This window comes from Streptomyces sp. NPDC050439, from assembly GCF_040655335.1.
Classification (GTDB): domain Bacteria; phylum Actinomycetota; class Actinomycetes; order Streptomycetales; family Streptomycetaceae; genus Streptomyces.
Window position 1 is genome coordinate 182,443 of sequence record NZ_JBFAJT010000002.1, and the last position, 14,467, is coordinate 196,909.

Here is a 14,467-nt window from a genome sequence, read left to right on the forward strand (position 1 = left end):
GGGTAACGGGGTAACCGGGTGTTTCCGCGGCCCCGACGGCCGCGGGACAGCGCACGGGGCGCGGGTGCGTCCTCGGGAAGGAGCAGACGTGGTGAAGGGCAGCAGAAAGATGGCGGCCGTGGTCGCCGGAGCGGCGATGGTGGCCCTGTCGGGATGCGGCGGCGACTCGGGCTCGGACTCGAAATCCGGCGACAAGCCGTTCGCGGGCAAGAGCGCCGACCAGATCGCCGCCGACGCGGTCAAGGCCACCGAGCAGGCCGACTCGATGCACATGAAGGGCACCGTGCAGCAGTCGGCGGGTTCCAAGACGACCGTCGACCTGTCCGTCGACAACAACAAGAACTGTGACGGCAGCATCGAGGCGGAAGGCACCTCGGCGGACGTACGGAACACCAAGGGGACGTTCTACCTGCGGGGTGACGAGAAGTACTGGCGGACCGCCCTCAAGGGTCAGGCCGGTGGCGACAAGATCGTGCCGAAGCTTGCCGACAAGTGGGTGAAGGCGCCGGCCGACGACCAGACGACGAAGAGCCTGTGCGACAAGAAGGCGCTCATGGCTTCCATGGACAAGAACAAGTCGGAACGCAAGGGCATGAAGAAGGGGTCGACGACGGACGTCGACGGCACCGAGACCATTCGGCTGACGAAGAAGACCTCGGGCGGCGAGACCCTCACGCTGTACGTGGCCACCGAGGGCAAGCCGTACATCCTGCGTTCCACGTCGACGGGCGGCAAGGAACCCAACACCGCCACCTTCAGTGACTACGGCAAGGCGGTCAACCCTGAGGCGCCCGCGCCCGACGAGACCGTCGACCTGCAGAAGCTCGCCGCGTCCGGCCAGAAGGCCTGACAGAAAGAGGTGCCCATGTCCGCGTCCCTGCTCGAGTCCGTCGATGTCCGGGCGCCGGTTTCCGTCGCCTGGCAGCTGTGGAGCGACGTGGCCCGCTGGCCCTCCTTCCTCAGCCATGTACGGCTGGTCGAGCCGATGGACGAGCGTCGCTTCGCGTGGCAGCTGGAGCTCCCCGGCGCGGAGAAGAACTTCGTCGCCGAGCTCACCGAAGTGGTGCCCGAGAAGCGGATCGCCTGGCACACCGTTGAAGGGGTGGAGCACGCCGGTGTGGTGACCTTTCACCGGCTGAGTGACACCACGAGCCGGGTGACGCTCCAGATCGAGTACGACCCCAAGGGCTTCGTCGAACGCCTCGGCGCCCTCACCAATCTCGACTCCACCCTGGCCAACTACGACCTGGGTGAATTCCAGAAGCTCGCCGAGAAGACGGCGCACTAGCTCCCGCGGGGCCTTCGACGAAAAGGGTGCCGCGCACGCTGCCGAACAGCGTGCGCGGCACCCTTCGTGGTGCGTCGGACCGGGCTCAGGCCGCGTCGCCGTGACGCTCCGCGGCGGGCGCTCGATGACGTCCCGCGTTGCGGCGTCCCGCGTGGCCATGCCCGTGGACGAGGCGCAGGTGGCGTACGCGCCGATCGGTTCTCGGCCCGGCTTCCTCGTTCAGGCTGTCCTCGATGCGGTCCATGGCGATGATCAGTAGTCCCATGACCGGCAGGAGCAAAAGAGCGACAACTAGCATCGGCAGCGTCCTCCTCGCGGCTTCTCTTCTCGCCTGCCCCTGACTGGCATGCCCACGGCCCCGAAGCTATGGAGAGCCTGCAACGCTCTCTTCACATCTCCTGAGCGGACCGGGCTGCGTCCGGGCGGCGACCAGGCGTCGACCGGGCTGCCTTCACCCGGTCGGCTGGCAGAGGAATGACCTTTGTCCCATGGTTGATGACCTTGGTCCCGAGTGCGATGTCCGCGGATGGACATTGGTCCCAGTATCAGACGGCACAGCACATGCCGCGACACGTACACCAAGGTGCACAAGAGAAAGGACCATGCTCGTGGGCATCATCGCCTGGATCCTGATCGGTCTGATCGCGGGGGCCATCGCCAAGGCCCTCACCCCCGGCAAGGACCCGGGGGGCTGCCTGGTGACGATGCTGATCGGCATCGTGGGAGGGCTGCTCGGCGGGTGGTTGGGGAAGGTGATCTTCGGCGTTCACTCGATCAACGGGTTCTTCCACCTGTCGACCTGGATCGCCGCCATTCTCGGCTCCGTGGTCGTCCTGGTCATCTACCGCCTGCTCACCGGGGGGCGCTCCCGCTGAATTAGCTCGAATGTTCGAATCAATGGGTACACTGGCCGCATGGCAACGCACCAGCTCCAGGGATCGCTCTTCGATCAGGGCGACGACGTCCGCCTGGGCTCCTTGGAAGGAATCCACCGGACCGTCCTCGGAGACGGCGCGTGGATCGACCTCCTGCCGGGCTGGCTCGGCGGCGCCAACCTCCTGTTCGAGCGGCTGGCGGCGGATGTCCCGTGGAAGGCCGAGCGCCGCCAGATGTACGAGAGGGTGGTGGACGTCCCGCGTCTGCTCGCCTTCTACCGCGCAGGCGAGCCGCTCCCCCACGCCGTGCTCGAAGAGGCCCGGCGAGCTCTCTCCGAGCACTACGCCACAGAGCTCGGCGAGGCCTTCACGACAGCAGACCTGTGCCACTACCGCGACGGGCGCGACAGTGTGGCCTGGCACGGCGACCGCATCGGCCGGGGCGCCCGCGAGGACACGATGGTCGCCATCCTCTCCGTGGGGGCGCCCCGTGACCTGGTGCTCCGCCCTCTCGGTGGTGGCGACGTCGTCCGGCGGCCGCTCGGGCACGGCGATCTGATCGTGATGGGCGGCTCCTGCCAGCGCACTTGGGAGCACGCCATCCCTAAGTCGGCCCGGGCCGCCGGTGGTCGCATCAGCATCCAGTTCCGGCCGCACGGGGTGCAGTGACCGATCGCATCGGGTGGGCCCGGCCGCGATGTGCGCCGGGCCCACCCGATGCGCTAAAGTCGATCACGCGCCCACGGACGGAACTCCGGTCCACGGGCCCCGCGTTGGTCGTCCAAGGAAAGACACCCCGCTTCCTGTGGGGAAATGTAGGTGCAAGGCCTGCCCAGCGCTCGTGACAGCCCCGGTCCCCCAGCAGGGACCGGGGCTTTTCTCTGCCCGGACGAACGCGAGGAGACGCACGTGCACCCACTGGCGGTCGAACAGAACTTCCGGGCGCGGGCCACCCGGCTGCAGAGCTGGGGAATCGGGCTGCTGGCCTGCGCCCTGCTGCTCTGGATCTACGCCGCGTGGCAGCTCTTCTCGTCGTACGACTCCACGTACAACGCCGTGGACTGCCCCGCCCCGGTCAACGCCGAACCCAGGGACCTCTACTACGAGGACTCCGGCGACGCCCACCGGGACGCACTGCAATGCGCCTCCGACCGCAACTGGCCCCAGCCCCTGGCGGCCCTGGTGGTATCCGTCCCCCTGACCGCGGCAGGCAGCGTGCTGCTCACCACGGGCCTGGTCAGCATCAGACTGCGCCACCACCACGACGAGATGGAGAGCGCTCAGAAGTAGGACCGCGCCAGGTGCGCGACGGCTGACTCGGCCAGGGTGTGGACCGCCGGGTGCCAGGGGCGGGCAGCGGGGCCGGTCAGCACGAGGCGGCGGGAGACCGCGGGTCTGAGCGGCAGCAGGGCCAGGTCGGCGGGGAGCAGGGAGCGGGAGACCTCGGACAGGACCGTCACGCCGATGCCCGCCTGCACCATGCTGATCAGCGTCGTCAGGTCGCGTACTCGATGGGTGGGCGCGAAGGGCAGCCCGGCCCGGGTGTGGAGGGCGCGGATGCGGGTCTCGCAGTTGTCGGGCGAGATCAGGAACGGGTCATCCGCCAAGTCCCCCATGTGCACGCTCGGTTCGCCCGCCAAGGGGTGATCCTGGGGCAGTACGGCACGGTAGTGGTCCTCGGCCAGGTGAAGGCCCGGCCAGGGTGGCGGGTCGATCACGATGGCCGCGTCGGCCACGCCGTCCGCCAGCCAGGCGGTCACTTCCGTGCTGTCGCCCTCGAAGGCCTTGACCGTCACCCGAGGCTGGTCATCGGCCCAGTGCCGGAGCAGACCCGGGATCAACCCCCGGCAGACCGTGGGCGTGCAGGCCAGCCGCACGGTGCCGGTCATCGTCTCCGCGGCTTCGGCCGCGACCTGTTCCACGGAGCGAGCCGCCGACAGAGCGGTGCGGGCGTGCGGCAGGATCCGCTCGCCCAGCGTCGTGGTCCGCACCGGCGCGGCGCGGACCAGCAGCGGAGCCGTCAGCTCGCGTTCGAGGGAGGCGACGGCGTGCGAGACCGCTGACTGACTCATGCCCAACTCGTCGGCGGCCGCGCTGAAGCCGCCCGTTTCGACCACGGCCAGGAAAGCCCTCAGCTGGGGAAGATTCACGGTCATGCGGCGGCCTCATAGAGCTATGACTTCGGTGCGTTGGCTCCATCGTCCCAGGTTGGCGAGGCTTGCTCCGTACCGCCGGCCCCGGCCGGCACCTGCCCGGCAGTCCGAGGAGAGCCATGCCGTACATCCGCGTCACCGTCACTGACCCCGGCCTTCCCGTCCCGACTCAGCGCGCGCTGGCCGAGGGGTTCACCGGCCTCGCGGTCTCGGCCCTGGACAAGTCCCGTGCACGCACGATCGTGCACATCGACCTGGTGCCCGCCGCCCGGTACTTCGTCGACGGCATGCCTCTGACCGGCGCACTCGACGCGCACGTCGAAGTCAGCATCACTCTGGGCACCAACAGCGCCGCCCAGAAGTCTGCTTTCATCGCCGGGGCCGATCACCTGCTGGCCGACGTCCTCGGGCCGCTCGCCCGCTGCGGGGTCGCCCTGCATGAACTGCATCCCGAGAGCTACGGCTATGGCGGTGTGACGCAGTTCGACCACTACCGGCAGGCCGCCCCATCGGTCTAGCCGTCCAGCACCGCCGGTGTCGGGCCGTCCGGGCGGACCGTGATGCTGTGGATGGTGCCCTTCGGGGTGGAGCGGAACGTCGGGGTGTGGGCGGGCAGGAGGAGTTCGAGGAGCGCGGTCGACTCGCGGAGGGCGAACTGCAGGCCCAGGCAGGCCCGGGGGCCGATGCCGAACGGGAAGTAGCTGCCCGGATGGGCGGGGCGTCGGCCCGGGACCGTGAAGCGTGTCGGGTCGAAGCGGGCCGGGTCGTCCCAGAGGTCGGGGTCGCGGTGCGTGAGGTAGGGGCAGACCAGTACGTCGGTGCCGGCCTCGATCTCGTACCCGGCGAGGATGTCGTCCTGTGCCGCGCTGCGCGGCAGTATCCAGGCGGACGGATAGAACCGCAGGGCTTCATGGACCAGTGCCTGGATGGCCTGGCGCCGCTCGGGCGAACCGTCGGCGCCCGCGGCGAGAGCCTGTTCCCGCGCCTGCGGGTTGCTGTCAAGGAGGAGGTAGAGCCAGGTCAGGGTGGTGGCCGTGGTCTCGTGCCCGGCGACAAGGAGGGTGACGAGCTCGTCGCGGATCAGTCCGTCGCCGTACTCGGGGCGCGTCGTGGACGCCTCCAGGAGGACGTGCAGCAGGCCAGGGCCGTCGGGTCCCGCCTCACCGTCGCGCGCGGCGGCGATGGCGCGGCTCGCCACGGCGTCGATCCGCGCCAGCTCGGCGGCGACCACCTCCTGGGCCGCGGCACTGTCGGCGGGCAGGCTGGGCAGAGCGGCCACCACGGCGGGCACGGCGGCCAGTTCACGCTCCGTCGCCGGGTCGAGGGGATGCCCGGTCAGGGAGCGCCAGATGGTGTCGAGGGCGAAGCGACGCATCTCGTCGCCCACGTCGAAGACCTCGCCGGTACGGGCGTACCCGGACCAGCGCGCCGCCGCGGTCCGCGCGGAGTCGGTGATCCGCTGCTCGAAGCGGCGCATGCCCTTGCCGGTGAACTGGGACTGCAGCAGCCGCCGTTGACGCTGCCACGCCTCGCCCGTCGCCGCCAGGACTCCGTCGCCGATCAGCAGGCGAGCCCGGTGTGAACGCTTCACGTAGCGGCCGGGCTGGAGCGCGAGCACGTGCTGCACGGCATCAGGGTCGGTGACAAGGACGGTCGGACGCGGGCCCAGCCTGAACGCGACGAGGCCGCCGTGCAGTTCGCGCGCCCGGGCGAGGAGATCGACGAGTTCCCCTCCCCCGGCCTGCCACTGGGCGACGAGGGCGGGATCGAGCTCGGGGACGCGGCGGGTGGCCACAGGGCTGCTCCTGGTCGGCGGCTGATGGTCGTCGTTTCGGACGGAAGGAAGCGGGCGGCACGCACTGTAGGTGAGCGGGGGCCGCGCGCAACAGGGCGCCTGGCGGCGACGGTTGGCGAACAGAAGAGGCCGGGCCGCCTGGTGGCTGGCCCGGCCCCTTCCGTCGACAGGTGGTCAGACGCGGTCAGCCGCGATCAGGACGTACTGGAACGAGCCGTCCTTGTACGAGTTGATGAACGCCTCCTCGATGCCGGTGACCAGCGAAGACGTAGCCCGCAACTCCCAGTAGGGCAGGGTCTCGGGCGTCAGGTCGATGACGGCCTGCGGCACGAGACGGTTGTCGGCCATGGCGCGCAGATACTCGCGGCGGGAGTGGATGTTGCACTCGAAGTGCGCATTGATCTGGGAGACCCACTTCGAGGGCTGGCCGTACCGTGGGTTCCAGCAGCCGGTGATGGTCACATAGCGGCCGCCGACCTCAAGGATCCGCGAGTGCTCGGCGAACAGGTCGTGCAGGTCGACGTACATGCTCGACTCGTTGTTCCACGAGCCTGCGGCCCGGCCGGTCTCGAAGGGCATGTCGAGCATGTTGCACACGCGGGCGCGCACGTGGTCCTGGATCCGCAGTTCCTGGGCGCGCTGATTGGCGAAGTCGGCCTGTTTGGCCGACAGGGTGACCCCCTCGACCTTGCAGCCGAAGCGCTGGTGGGCCATCACCATCGACCCGCCACGGCCGCAGCCCGCGTCGACGAGCGTGCCGTCGCTTCCCGGGGAGCCGAGGTTGTCCAGGAGCACTTCGGCCTGTGCCGACTCCAGGCGGTGGAGTTCGGCGATCAGCCTCTTCTCGTGCTCACTGTCGTCGGCGTCTCCCAGGGCCTCGTGGTCGATGTCACCGATGCCGTAGTGGTGGTGGTAGAGCCCGTCGACGTCACCGAGGCGCAGGTTCACCGGACGCGCCTCGTTGTTCCAGTAGCGCGCGATGTCGCCTTGGTAGGGCGTCGCCGGGGCGGGGACGAACGCGGAGGCACCGCTGAGGGTGGTGATTTCAGTGCTGGTCACAGATGATTCCGTCCTTACCAGAAATCGGGCAGGCTGTAGCGGTAGGTGTTGGTCTGGTGCCAGTAGTGGTTGCCGTCGACCCATACGGCCACGCCCCGCAGGAAGCGCAGCACGCTGGGGACGGGACAGGCCGCGGCCACGGCGGCTGCCTCGGCCTCGAAGTCGCGCATGAGGTCGTTGTGGACCTCGACCGCCTTGAGATAGCCCTCCTGGTCGGAGACGCCCTCGCGATCGGCGATCACCACGGGCAGGTTCAAGTGCCGCCCTGGACTGGCGAGTTCCTTGGTGTACGAGTACAGGTCGTTGACGATGGTGCTGGCGTTGCCGGCGAGCGCCAGGACCCGCTGCACGTCGGGCCGGGCATGCAGGTCCGCCGGCAGTTCATAGCCTCCGATGGTGTCGGTGATGGCGGGGCACGGGCGGAAGTTGTTGAACTGCCGCATCGCCAGGTACTCCCACACCTCGGGGGTGTGGTCCGTCTGGGCCCAGGCGCCCTCCGCGAGATATCCCAGGTGCAGGCGGGCCATGTCGTGCCGGAAGCGGTCGGCCTGGGAGGGGGTGGCCTGTTGGACGAAGTACTCCATCGCGGAGCGGTACGCGCGCCGCGGGGCGTCCGCGTGGAGCGACTCCGCCCACTGCGGTTGGTACTCCTTCGGTGCGTGGAGGGGGTCCAGTGCCGTGTGTGCCAGAAGAAGGCGTCCTCCGAGGCCGATGGGCGAGCCGCCGTGGTCCTCGCAGTAGCAGTCGTCGACCGCGTTCTCGGCGACCATGAGCCGGGTGGCGACCATCAGGTGGTCGATGGTCGGGGCGTCCGGGTGGCAGGCGACCATGTAGCGCCCGACGGAGAAGCCGTCGAACTGGCCCTCCCACTCCTCGGGGTACAGCTCGACCTCCTCCACCGCCCAGTCCTTGATCCTGCGGCTGACCTCCTCCACCCGCACCGGGTCCGGCTCCGCCACCGGGTGGTAGTAGAGGCCGGGGATCTGCAGGCGCTCCGCCGGCGCCTCGGTCTCCGGAGGCGTCGGCGGCTCCTCGTGCCGGCCCAGGTGCAGGCCCGCCGTGCCCAGGCCGCTGGGGCCGCGCAGGATGCGTTCCAGCGCCGGGCTCGCCTGTCTCACCACGTCGGCCGCCTGGGTGGCAGGGGCCCCGAGGAGGTCCGCGACGGCAGGCGGGCTCGGCAGCAGAGGGGAAGACCCGGGTTCGGGCATCCGTGGCTCCTTGATGAGATGAGTGGGCGGCGGAATCCGGGACCTGGCTCTGCTAGGACCTGCGGGCGATCTGCACGTTCTCCAGCACGCCGAGGGCGTTGGGCACCAGGATGGCGGCGGAGTAGTAGGTGCTGACCAGGTACGAGGTGATGGCCTGCTCGCTGATGCCCATGAAGCGCACCGAGAGGCCCGGCTCGTACTCGTCCGGCAGTCCGGTCTGATGCAGGCCGACGACGCCTTGGTTGTCCTCGCCGACGCGCATGGCGAGGATCGAGCTCGTCTGTTCCTTCGTGATGGGAATCTTGTTGCAGGGCAGGATCGGGACGCCGCGCCAGGCCGGAACCTGCTGGCCGCCGAGGTCCACGTGATCGGGGTAGATCCCGCGGGAGTTGAGCTCGCGCCCGATCGCCGCGATCGTCCTGGGGTGGGCCAGGAGGAGCCGGGTGCCGCGGCGGCGGCAGAGCAGCTCGTCGAGGTCGTCCGGGGTCGGCGGTCCCGAGTGGGGCTGGATCCGCTGCTTGAAGTCGGCGTTGTGGAGGAGGCCGAACTCGCGGTTGTTGATGAGCTCATGCTCCTGGCGCTCGCGCAGCGCCTCGATGGTGAGCCGGAGTTGCTCCTCCATCTGGTTCATCGGGCCGTTGTAGAGGTCGGTGACCCTGGTGTGGATCCGCAGAATGGTCTGGGCCGCGGAGAGTTCGTACTCGCGCGGCTTGAGTTCGTAGTCGACGAAGGCGCCGGGCAGTGCGACTTCGCCGGTGTGGCCGGCCGACATCGCGATCTCGGCCTCGCCGTGCTTGTTCTGGCGTTGCTGCGGGATTCTGCTGAACGCGTCCAGGTGGGTCCGCAGGCTCGGCGCGGTGGACAGCACGGTGGCGAAGTCGGCGCGGGACAGGGTGAGCAGGGTGCCGGCGGTCTCGGCGGTGGCGGTGCAGTCCCATCTGGCGTCGGTGTCCAGAAGGGCGCTTTCCCCGAAGCGGTCGCCGTCGGCGAGCACGGCGACGCCGACCTCGTCCCCGTACTTGCCCACGGACTTCTGGCTGATCCTGCCGTGGGCGATCAGGTGCAGTTCCTCGGCGGGGGTGCCGCGCTCGACGAGGACCTCTCCGGCGCGGAAGTCGCGCTGGACGCAGCGGCCCGCGATCGCGGTCAGCACCTCCACGTCGTCGAAGCCGCGCAGCAGGGCCAGTTCGCCGAGTTCCCGGGGGATCACGCGGACGTCGCCGCCGTCCTGGACGAACTCGATGCGCCCGTCTCCGACGGTGTAACTCAGGCGGCGGTTGACTCGATAGGCGCCGCCCTTGGTCTCCACCCAGGGGAGCATCCGCAGCAGCCACCGCGAGGTGATCTCCTGCATCTGCGGGGCGGACTTGGTCGTGTGGGCGAGGTTCCTGGCAGCCGCGGTGCCCAGGCTGGTCTGCCGGGGCGGCTCCAGTCGTGCTTCCGGGCCGGTCTCAACGGTCATCGGGCGAGCTCTCCTTCGCGGGGGTGGTAACCGGCATAGGCGTGCCAACCGGCGAAAGTGGAAGTAGAGGCGTAATCCCAGGGATTTCGTCCAGATCCGCAGACCATTTAACGGCCGCTGCGCCCGGCTTGCCCGATAAGGCCGTCGGCAGCACTCGAAGCAGTGATCTTGTTCGGTGTGGGGTTTATCCGAACAACCCACCGAGTTCTGGCCAGTCCAGGCGGTTTCGGTCAACTCGCCCTGGTCGTACGGCTGTCCGAGCCACCCGCAGCCGTCCCGGAGATGGGGTCACGCCCGCCGAACAGTGACGCCCGCGGCGGCCAGCGCGTCGGTCTCGTCCTGGTCCGCGTCCTCGTCGGTGACGACGGCGTGCAGGGCGGCGGCGGGGGCGACGAAGGCGAGGGCCGTGCGGGAGAGCTTGGGCGCGTCCGCGACGGCGATGACGCGGCGGGCCGAGGCGATCGCGGCGCGTTTGACCGCGGCGTCGTCCAGGTCGTAGGCGGTCAGGCCGTGTGTCGCGTTCAGGCCGCAGCAGCCGATGACGGCGGTGTCGAAGCGCAGGGCGGCCAGTGACGCCTCGGCCAGGGGGCCGGTCAGGGCCAGTTCACCGGGGCGCGGCCGTCCGCCGGGGACCAGGAGTGTCAGCCGCGGCGCTCCGGTCAGGGCGTTCACCGCGTGCAGGGACAGCGGCAGCACGGTCAGGCGGCGGCCTTCGAGCGCGCGTGCCACTTCCAGGCAGGTGGTGCCGCTGTCGAGGACGACGGACTCGCCGTCCGCGATCAGGCCCGCGACCTCGGCGGCGATGCGGCGCTTGGCCTCCAGGCCCTCCTGGGCCCGGAGCGCGAAGGGCGGTTCCTCGCCGCGCAGCAGCAGGCTTCGCGCGCCGCCGCGGAAGCGCTCCAGGACCCCTTGGTCCGCGAGGCTCTCGAGGTCGCGACGGATGGTCATTTCCGAGGCGCCGGTCAGTTCCGCGAGATCCGCGACGCCCATGCGTCCCGCCTCGCGTACGGCTTCGGTGATCTGCCTCAGTCTGTCTGCGCTCGCCATGCCGTCATAGAACATGAATCGTGTGCGACACGCAATCTTCCGAACATCGACCTTGTTCGTTAGGTTCGTTCGCATGGAAAGATCGCTGCGTCTCGGCCGACTGGCCACCTTCGTCTACTTCACCCTCAACGGCTTCCTCATGGGGATGTGGATCGTCCACATCCCGGCCGTGGAGGACCACGTCGGCATCAGCCATGCCGTACTCGGCTGGCTCCTGCTGCTCCTCGGCGCCGGAGCCTTCGCCGGCATGCAACTGGTCGGCCCGCTCACCGACCGCTTCGGCGCCCGCACCGTCGTACCGGTCAGCGCGGCGCTGTGCAGCGCGGCGGTCATCCTGCCCGGCCTGGCATCGAGCACCTGGACCCTGGGCGCCGCCCTGCTGGTGCTCGGCTTCGGCAACGGCTGCCTGGACGTCAGCATGAACGCCCACGCCGTCCAGGTGGAGCGCGGCTACGCACGGCCCGTCATGTCCGCCTTCCACGCGACCTTCTCCATCGGCGGTGTCCTGGCCGCGCTGGTCGGCGCCCGCACCCTCAGCTGGGACCTGAGCCCGGCCCTGACCCTCGGTGTGGTGGCGCTCTTCGGGCTCGTCGTGTCCGCGCTCGCCGCACCCGCGCTGCTGCGGCCCGAGGCGCGCCCCACCGGGCAGCCCACCGCCACCGAGACCGCGGTCCGGCGCGGGACACCCCGGCGCATCTGGATACTGGCCGCGCTCGCCCTGATGCTCATGCTCTGCGAAGGCGTCGCCAACGACTGGAGCGTGCTGCACCTACGCGACACCCTCGATGCCCCCGCCGCCACCGCCGCCCTGGCCTACGGCGCCTTCGCCACGGCCATGACCATCGGCCGGCTGCTCGCGGACCGGGTCGCCGCGCGCCACGGATCGGTGGCCGTACTCCGGTACGGCGCGTCGGCGGCAGCCGTCGGCATGACGGTGGCGGCGCTCTCCCCCTGGATACCCCTGGCCCTGTTCGGCTGGACCGTGTTCGGCATCGGACTCTCCGGCTGCATCCCGCAGCTCTTCAGCGCCGCGGGCCACGCCGATCAGGACGCCGCGGGCGCCAACGTCTCCCGCGTCGCGGGCCTCGGCTACCTCGGCATGCTCGCCGGTCCCGCAGTCATCGGGCCGCTCACGCACGTCGTCCCGCTCAACCTCACGTTCTTCCTGCCCGTGGCGTTCTGCGTCCTCGCCGCCTGCACCGCCGGAATCCTGCGCTCCCGGCCCGCCGCCCAACCCCGTATGGAGACCGAGGCCGCATGACCCAGAGCCTCGCTCGCCCCCGGCAGCAGCGGTGGGCGAGCGAGGCGGGCGGGCGCGGCAGGTCAGGACAGGTAGGCCTCCACCTCACTGAACTGCGCCGCGGGCCAGCCGGTGTTGGCCGTGACGCGCAGCCGCAGATGACGGACGTCGGGAGCGGAGGCGGGCAGCGTGACGGTCACCTTGTTGCCGCTCGCCGGATCGAAGCGGTAGCCCTTCGAGTCGGCCAGCGTGCTGAAGCCGGTGCCGTCGGTGCTGCCCTGGACGGAGAGGGTCTGGGTCCTCGCCCCCCAGACAGCGGGCGGCGGCAGCTTCAGGACGACCCTGCGCACCGGTTCCGCCTTGCCGAGGTCCACGGTGATCGACTGCGGGAAGGCGTTGTTGGTGGATTCCCAGTACGTCGCCGCATCACCGTCGACCGCCTTGCCGGGCGTGTAGACGTCGGCGGAGCCGGTCGCGGTCGCCGGTCGGCCCTTGGCGAGGTTGCGGTCCGGGTCGGGGTCCGGGTTGCCGGCGCCGGGCTTCGGCCACGTCGAGCAGTCGTCCCAGGTGCTGTTCCAACCGGAGTTGCCGCCACCGTCGGTGAGGGTGAAGGTGCCCGAGCCGGAGGGGTAGGGGCAGTTGTAGATGCCGGCCGCGCCGACCCCGGTGGCCTTGACGTTCGACATCTTCACCGCGCCGGGCGTCTCCGCCTGGACGACGACCGTGCCCACCTTGTCGATGGTCGAGCGGTCGACGCCGACGTTCTTCACCGCCTTGCCCGTACCACTGCCCGACACGAATTCGTACGCGCTGAAGGGGCTGTCGGTGATGGTCGTGTCGGTGATGTTCACCGTGGCCTCGATGGCACTGTCGTACGCGTCCACGCGCAACGCGCCCATCGGGTGCTGCCAGTTGGGGTTCATGGCCCCGGTGCGTACCAGGGTGTTGCCGGAGACGGTGATGGTGCCTGCCAGCGGGAAGAACGGGTCCAGGAACTTCTGGTTGGAGATGGCGATGCCGCTGCCCAGGGCGTTGGTGTCGAGGATCAGGTTGTCCTTGACGGTGATGTCACGGCCGCCGTAGATCGCGATGCCGTTGGCGAGGTTGGGCTGCGAGATGGTGTTGCCCTCGAAGGTCGAGTCGCTGTTGGTGGTGTTGAGGGACCACATCGCCAGGGCGTCGTCGCCGGTGTTGCGCAGGAAGTTGTTGCGTACGTCGACGCCCCTGGCCGTGCCGTTGAGGTTGAGGCCGTCGGCGGTCATGTCGAGGATGCGGTTGTTCTCCACGACGAGGTTGTCGTTGTTGCCCGTCAGCCACAGGCCGACCTTGAGGTGCTGGAGCCACATGCCGGAGACGGTGGAGTTCGGGCCGAGTGATCCGTTGACGAAGTTGTCCGGGTTGTTGTCGACCCGCTCGGTGACCTCGCCGATCACCGCGAAGTCGCGCAGGCCCACCTTGCCGGTCGGCGCGTTCGACTGGTCGATGAAGCGCGAACCGCGCACGACCGAATGCCAGTTGCCCGCGCCGCGGATCGTGACGTTGTCGACGTTGTTGAGCGACTGGGTGAGCTTGTACTCGCCCGGCGGTATCCAGACCGTGCCGCCCTTGGCCGCCGCGATGGCCTCGCGGAAGGCCTGGGTGGAGTCGCCCTGGCCGGTGGGGTCGGCGCCCTTGTCGGTGACCGAGAGCGCGCCCGACGGCTTGGCGGTGGCCGCCGCGACCTGCTCGAAGTCGGCCACGTCGACGGTGACCTGGGTGGAGACGGCCTCCAGTCTCACCTTGTCGCCCGACTGCAGGTTCTGGCCGAGCTGCAGCCGTGCGTTGTCGAAGAGGTGGTGGGTCTTGGAGCCCGCGATCCAGGGAGTGTCGACGTAGCTGTACTTCGATGTGACGGCGAGGGTCCTGGAGATCTTCTGGCCGTTGACGTACACGGCCATCGAGCCCGACTGGCCGTCGGGCACGTTGTAGGCGACGTTGAGCGCGTTCGCCGCCTTGGGGAGGGTGAACTCCACGCTCTGGCCCGCCGCGAGCCGTACCGCCTGCCGGCCCGAGGCCTCCGAGGCGACCGTGCCCTGGGTGTGATCGGGGCCGATCTTGGTGCCGTTCGAGACCGCGCCTTCCGCCTCGACGGAGGTGAAGGGCAGGGTGGCGCCCGCGGCTGCTTCGGCGGCCTGTGCGCCGGGGGCCGCGAGGCCGGTGACGAGGGTGCCGACGAGGCCGGCGGAGGCCACGGCGGCGTACCACTTGCGGGCGGCTCTTGTAGTGCTCCTGTCATGTCTGGTCATGGGTGGTGCACCTTCCTTAAGGGGGTGGGGAGGTCAGTGCTCGGACTGGGGAGGG

The 14,467-nt window shown here is 69.7% G+C and carries 15 protein-coding genes; 7 read left to right on the top strand and 8 right to left on the bottom strand.

What is annotated here, in order from left to right; translation table 11 throughout:
• Positions 1-91 precede the first annotated feature (91 nt).
• Complete coding sequence (locus tag AB0I66_RS07890) at positions 92-850, top strand: hypothetical protein (RefSeq protein WP_363206890.1); 759 nt, start codon at positions 92-94, stop codon at positions 848-850.
• Positions 851-865: 15 nt separating this feature from the next.
• The gene (locus AB0I66_RS07895; protein ID WP_363206891.1) at positions 866-1,288 is read left to right on the top strand and encodes an SRPBCC family protein; all 423 of its coding nucleotides are present in this window, start codon (positions 866-868) and stop codon (positions 1,286-1,288) included.
• A gap of 85 nt (positions 1,289-1,373) precedes the next feature.
• Here AB0I66_RS07895 and AB0I66_RS07900 read toward each other — a convergent pair whose 3' ends face one another.
• Complete coding sequence (locus AB0I66_RS07900) at positions 1,374-1,586, bottom strand: hypothetical protein (RefSeq protein ID WP_363206892.1); 213 nt, start codon at positions 1,584-1,586, stop codon at positions 1,374-1,376.
• Between the two features lie 310 nt (positions 1,587-1,896).
• Here AB0I66_RS07900 and AB0I66_RS07905 point away from each other — a divergent pair, with 310 nt between their 5' ends.
• From AB0I66_RS07905 to AB0I66_RS07915, 3 genes are all read left to right on the top strand, one after another.
• A complete protein-coding gene (locus AB0I66_RS07905) occupies positions 1,897-2,163 on the top strand; it encodes a GlsB/YeaQ/YmgE family stress response membrane protein (RefSeq protein WP_363207835.1) in 267 nt (88 codons plus the stop codon).
• Positions 2,164-2,202: 39 nt separating this feature from the next.
• Positions 2,203-2,832: an alpha-ketoglutarate-dependent dioxygenase AlkB gene (locus tag AB0I66_RS07910; protein WP_363206893.1), complete on the top strand. Its 630-nt coding sequence runs from the start codon at positions 2,203-2,205 to the stop codon at positions 2,830-2,832.
• A gap of 240 nt (positions 2,833-3,072) precedes the next feature.
• Positions 3,073-3,453 (top strand): hypothetical protein, encoded by a 381-nt coding sequence (locus AB0I66_RS07915; RefSeq protein ID WP_363206894.1) that lies wholly within the window; start codon positions 3,073-3,075, stop codon positions 3,451-3,453.
• Here AB0I66_RS07915 and AB0I66_RS07920 read toward each other — a convergent pair.
• On the bottom strand, positions 3,444-4,319 hold the full coding sequence (locus AB0I66_RS07920; RefSeq protein ID WP_363206895.1) for a LysR family transcriptional regulator: 876 nt from the start codon (positions 4,317-4,319) through the stop codon (positions 3,444-3,446). The two genes, AB0I66_RS07915 and AB0I66_RS07920, sit on opposite strands and share 10 nt — an antisense overlap.
• A gap of 116 nt (positions 4,320-4,435) precedes the next feature.
• Here AB0I66_RS07920 and AB0I66_RS07925 point away from each other — a divergent pair, with 116 nt between their 5' ends.
• The gene (locus AB0I66_RS07925; protein ID WP_363206896.1) at positions 4,436-4,834 is read left to right on the top strand and encodes a hypothetical protein; all 399 of its coding nucleotides are present in this window, start codon (positions 4,436-4,438) and stop codon (positions 4,832-4,834) included.
• On the opposite strand, the gene AB0I66_RS07930 is transcribed toward AB0I66_RS07925, so the two are convergent.
• The 5 genes from AB0I66_RS07930 to AB0I66_RS07950 form a co-directional block, all read right to left on the bottom strand.
• Positions 4,831-6,111 (bottom strand): cytochrome P450, encoded by a 1,281-nt coding sequence (locus AB0I66_RS07930; RefSeq protein WP_363206897.1) that lies wholly within the window; start codon positions 6,109-6,111, stop codon positions 4,831-4,833. The genes AB0I66_RS07925 and AB0I66_RS07930 overlap by 4 nt on opposite strands.
• Before the next feature lie 174 nt (positions 6,112-6,285).
• Positions 6,286-7,170, bottom strand: a complete 885-nt coding sequence (locus tag AB0I66_RS07935) for a geranyl diphosphate 2-C-methyltransferase (RefSeq protein WP_363206898.1) — start codon at positions 7,168-7,170, stop codon at positions 6,286-6,288.
• A gap of 14 nt (positions 7,171-7,184) precedes the next feature.
• The gene (locus AB0I66_RS07940) at positions 7,185-8,378 is read right to left on the bottom strand and encodes a family 2 encapsulin nanocompartment cargo protein terpene cyclase (RefSeq protein WP_363206899.1); all 1,194 of its coding nucleotides are present in this window, start codon (positions 8,376-8,378) and stop codon (positions 7,185-7,187) included.
• Positions 8,379-8,430: 52 nt separating this feature from the next.
• Positions 8,431-9,840: a family 2B encapsulin nanocompartment shell protein gene (locus AB0I66_RS07945; protein WP_363206900.1), complete on the bottom strand. Its 1,410-nt coding sequence runs from the start codon at positions 9,838-9,840 to the stop codon at positions 8,431-8,433.
• 288 nt (positions 9,841-10,128) lie between these two features.
• On the bottom strand, positions 10,129-10,887 hold the full coding sequence (locus tag AB0I66_RS07950; protein WP_363206901.1) for a DeoR/GlpR family DNA-binding transcription regulator: 759 nt from the start codon (positions 10,885-10,887) through the stop codon (positions 10,129-10,131).
• A gap of 73 nt (positions 10,888-10,960) precedes the next feature.
• Here AB0I66_RS07950 and AB0I66_RS07955 point away from each other — a divergent pair, with 73 nt between their 5' ends.
• Entirely contained in the window at positions 10,961-12,148 is a 1,188-nt protein-coding gene (locus AB0I66_RS07955) for an MFS transporter (RefSeq protein ID WP_363206902.1), read from the top strand.
• A gap of 62 nt (positions 12,149-12,210) precedes the next feature.
• Here the strand turns inward: AB0I66_RS07955 and AB0I66_RS07960 are convergent, their stop codons facing one another.
• Positions 12,211-14,412, bottom strand: a complete 2,202-nt coding sequence (locus tag AB0I66_RS07960; RefSeq protein WP_363206903.1) for a discoidin domain-containing protein — start codon at positions 14,410-14,412, stop codon at positions 12,211-12,213.
• Between the last annotated feature and the right edge of the window lie 55 nt (positions 14,413-14,467).

Bases quoted from the DNA above. Each gene is read 5' to 3' on its own strand.
- AB0I66_RS07910 (WP_363206893.1), top strand. From the start codon at position 2,203: ATGGCAACGCACCAGCTCCAGGGATCGCTCTTCGATCAGGGCGACGAC.
- AB0I66_RS07955 (WP_363206902.1), top strand. From the start codon at position 10,961: ATGGAAAGATCGCTGCGTCTCGGCCGACTGGCCACCTTCGTCTACTTC.
- AB0I66_RS07920 (WP_363206895.1), bottom strand. From the start codon at position 4,319: ATGACCGTGAATCTTCCCCAGCTGAGGGCTTTCCTGGCCGTGGTCGAA.
- AB0I66_RS07945 (WP_363206900.1), bottom strand. From the start codon at position 9,840: ATGACCGTTGAGACCGGCCCGGAAGCACGACTGGAGCCGCCCCGGCAG.
- AB0I66_RS07925 (WP_363206896.1), top strand. From the start codon at position 4,436: ATGCCGTACATCCGCGTCACCGTCACTGACCCCGGCCTTCCCGTCCCG.
- AB0I66_RS07940 (WP_363206899.1), bottom strand. From the start codon at position 8,378: ATGCCCGAACCCGGGTCTTCCCCTCTGCTGCCGAGCCCGCCTGCCGTC.
- AB0I66_RS07950 (WP_363206901.1), bottom strand. From the start codon at position 10,887: ATGGCGAGCGCAGACAGACTGAGGCAGATCACCGAAGCCGTACGCGAG.
- AB0I66_RS07895 (WP_363206891.1), top strand. From the start codon at position 866: ATGTCCGCGTCCCTGCTCGAGTCCGTCGATGTCCGGGCGCCGGTTTCC.
- AB0I66_RS07960 (WP_363206903.1), bottom strand. From the start codon at position 14,412: ATGACCAGACATGACAGGAGCACTACAAGAGCCGCCCGCAAGTGGTAC.
- AB0I66_RS07900 (WP_363206892.1), bottom strand. From the start codon at position 1,586: ATGCTAGTTGTCGCTCTTTTGCTCCTGCCGGTCATGGGACTACTGATC.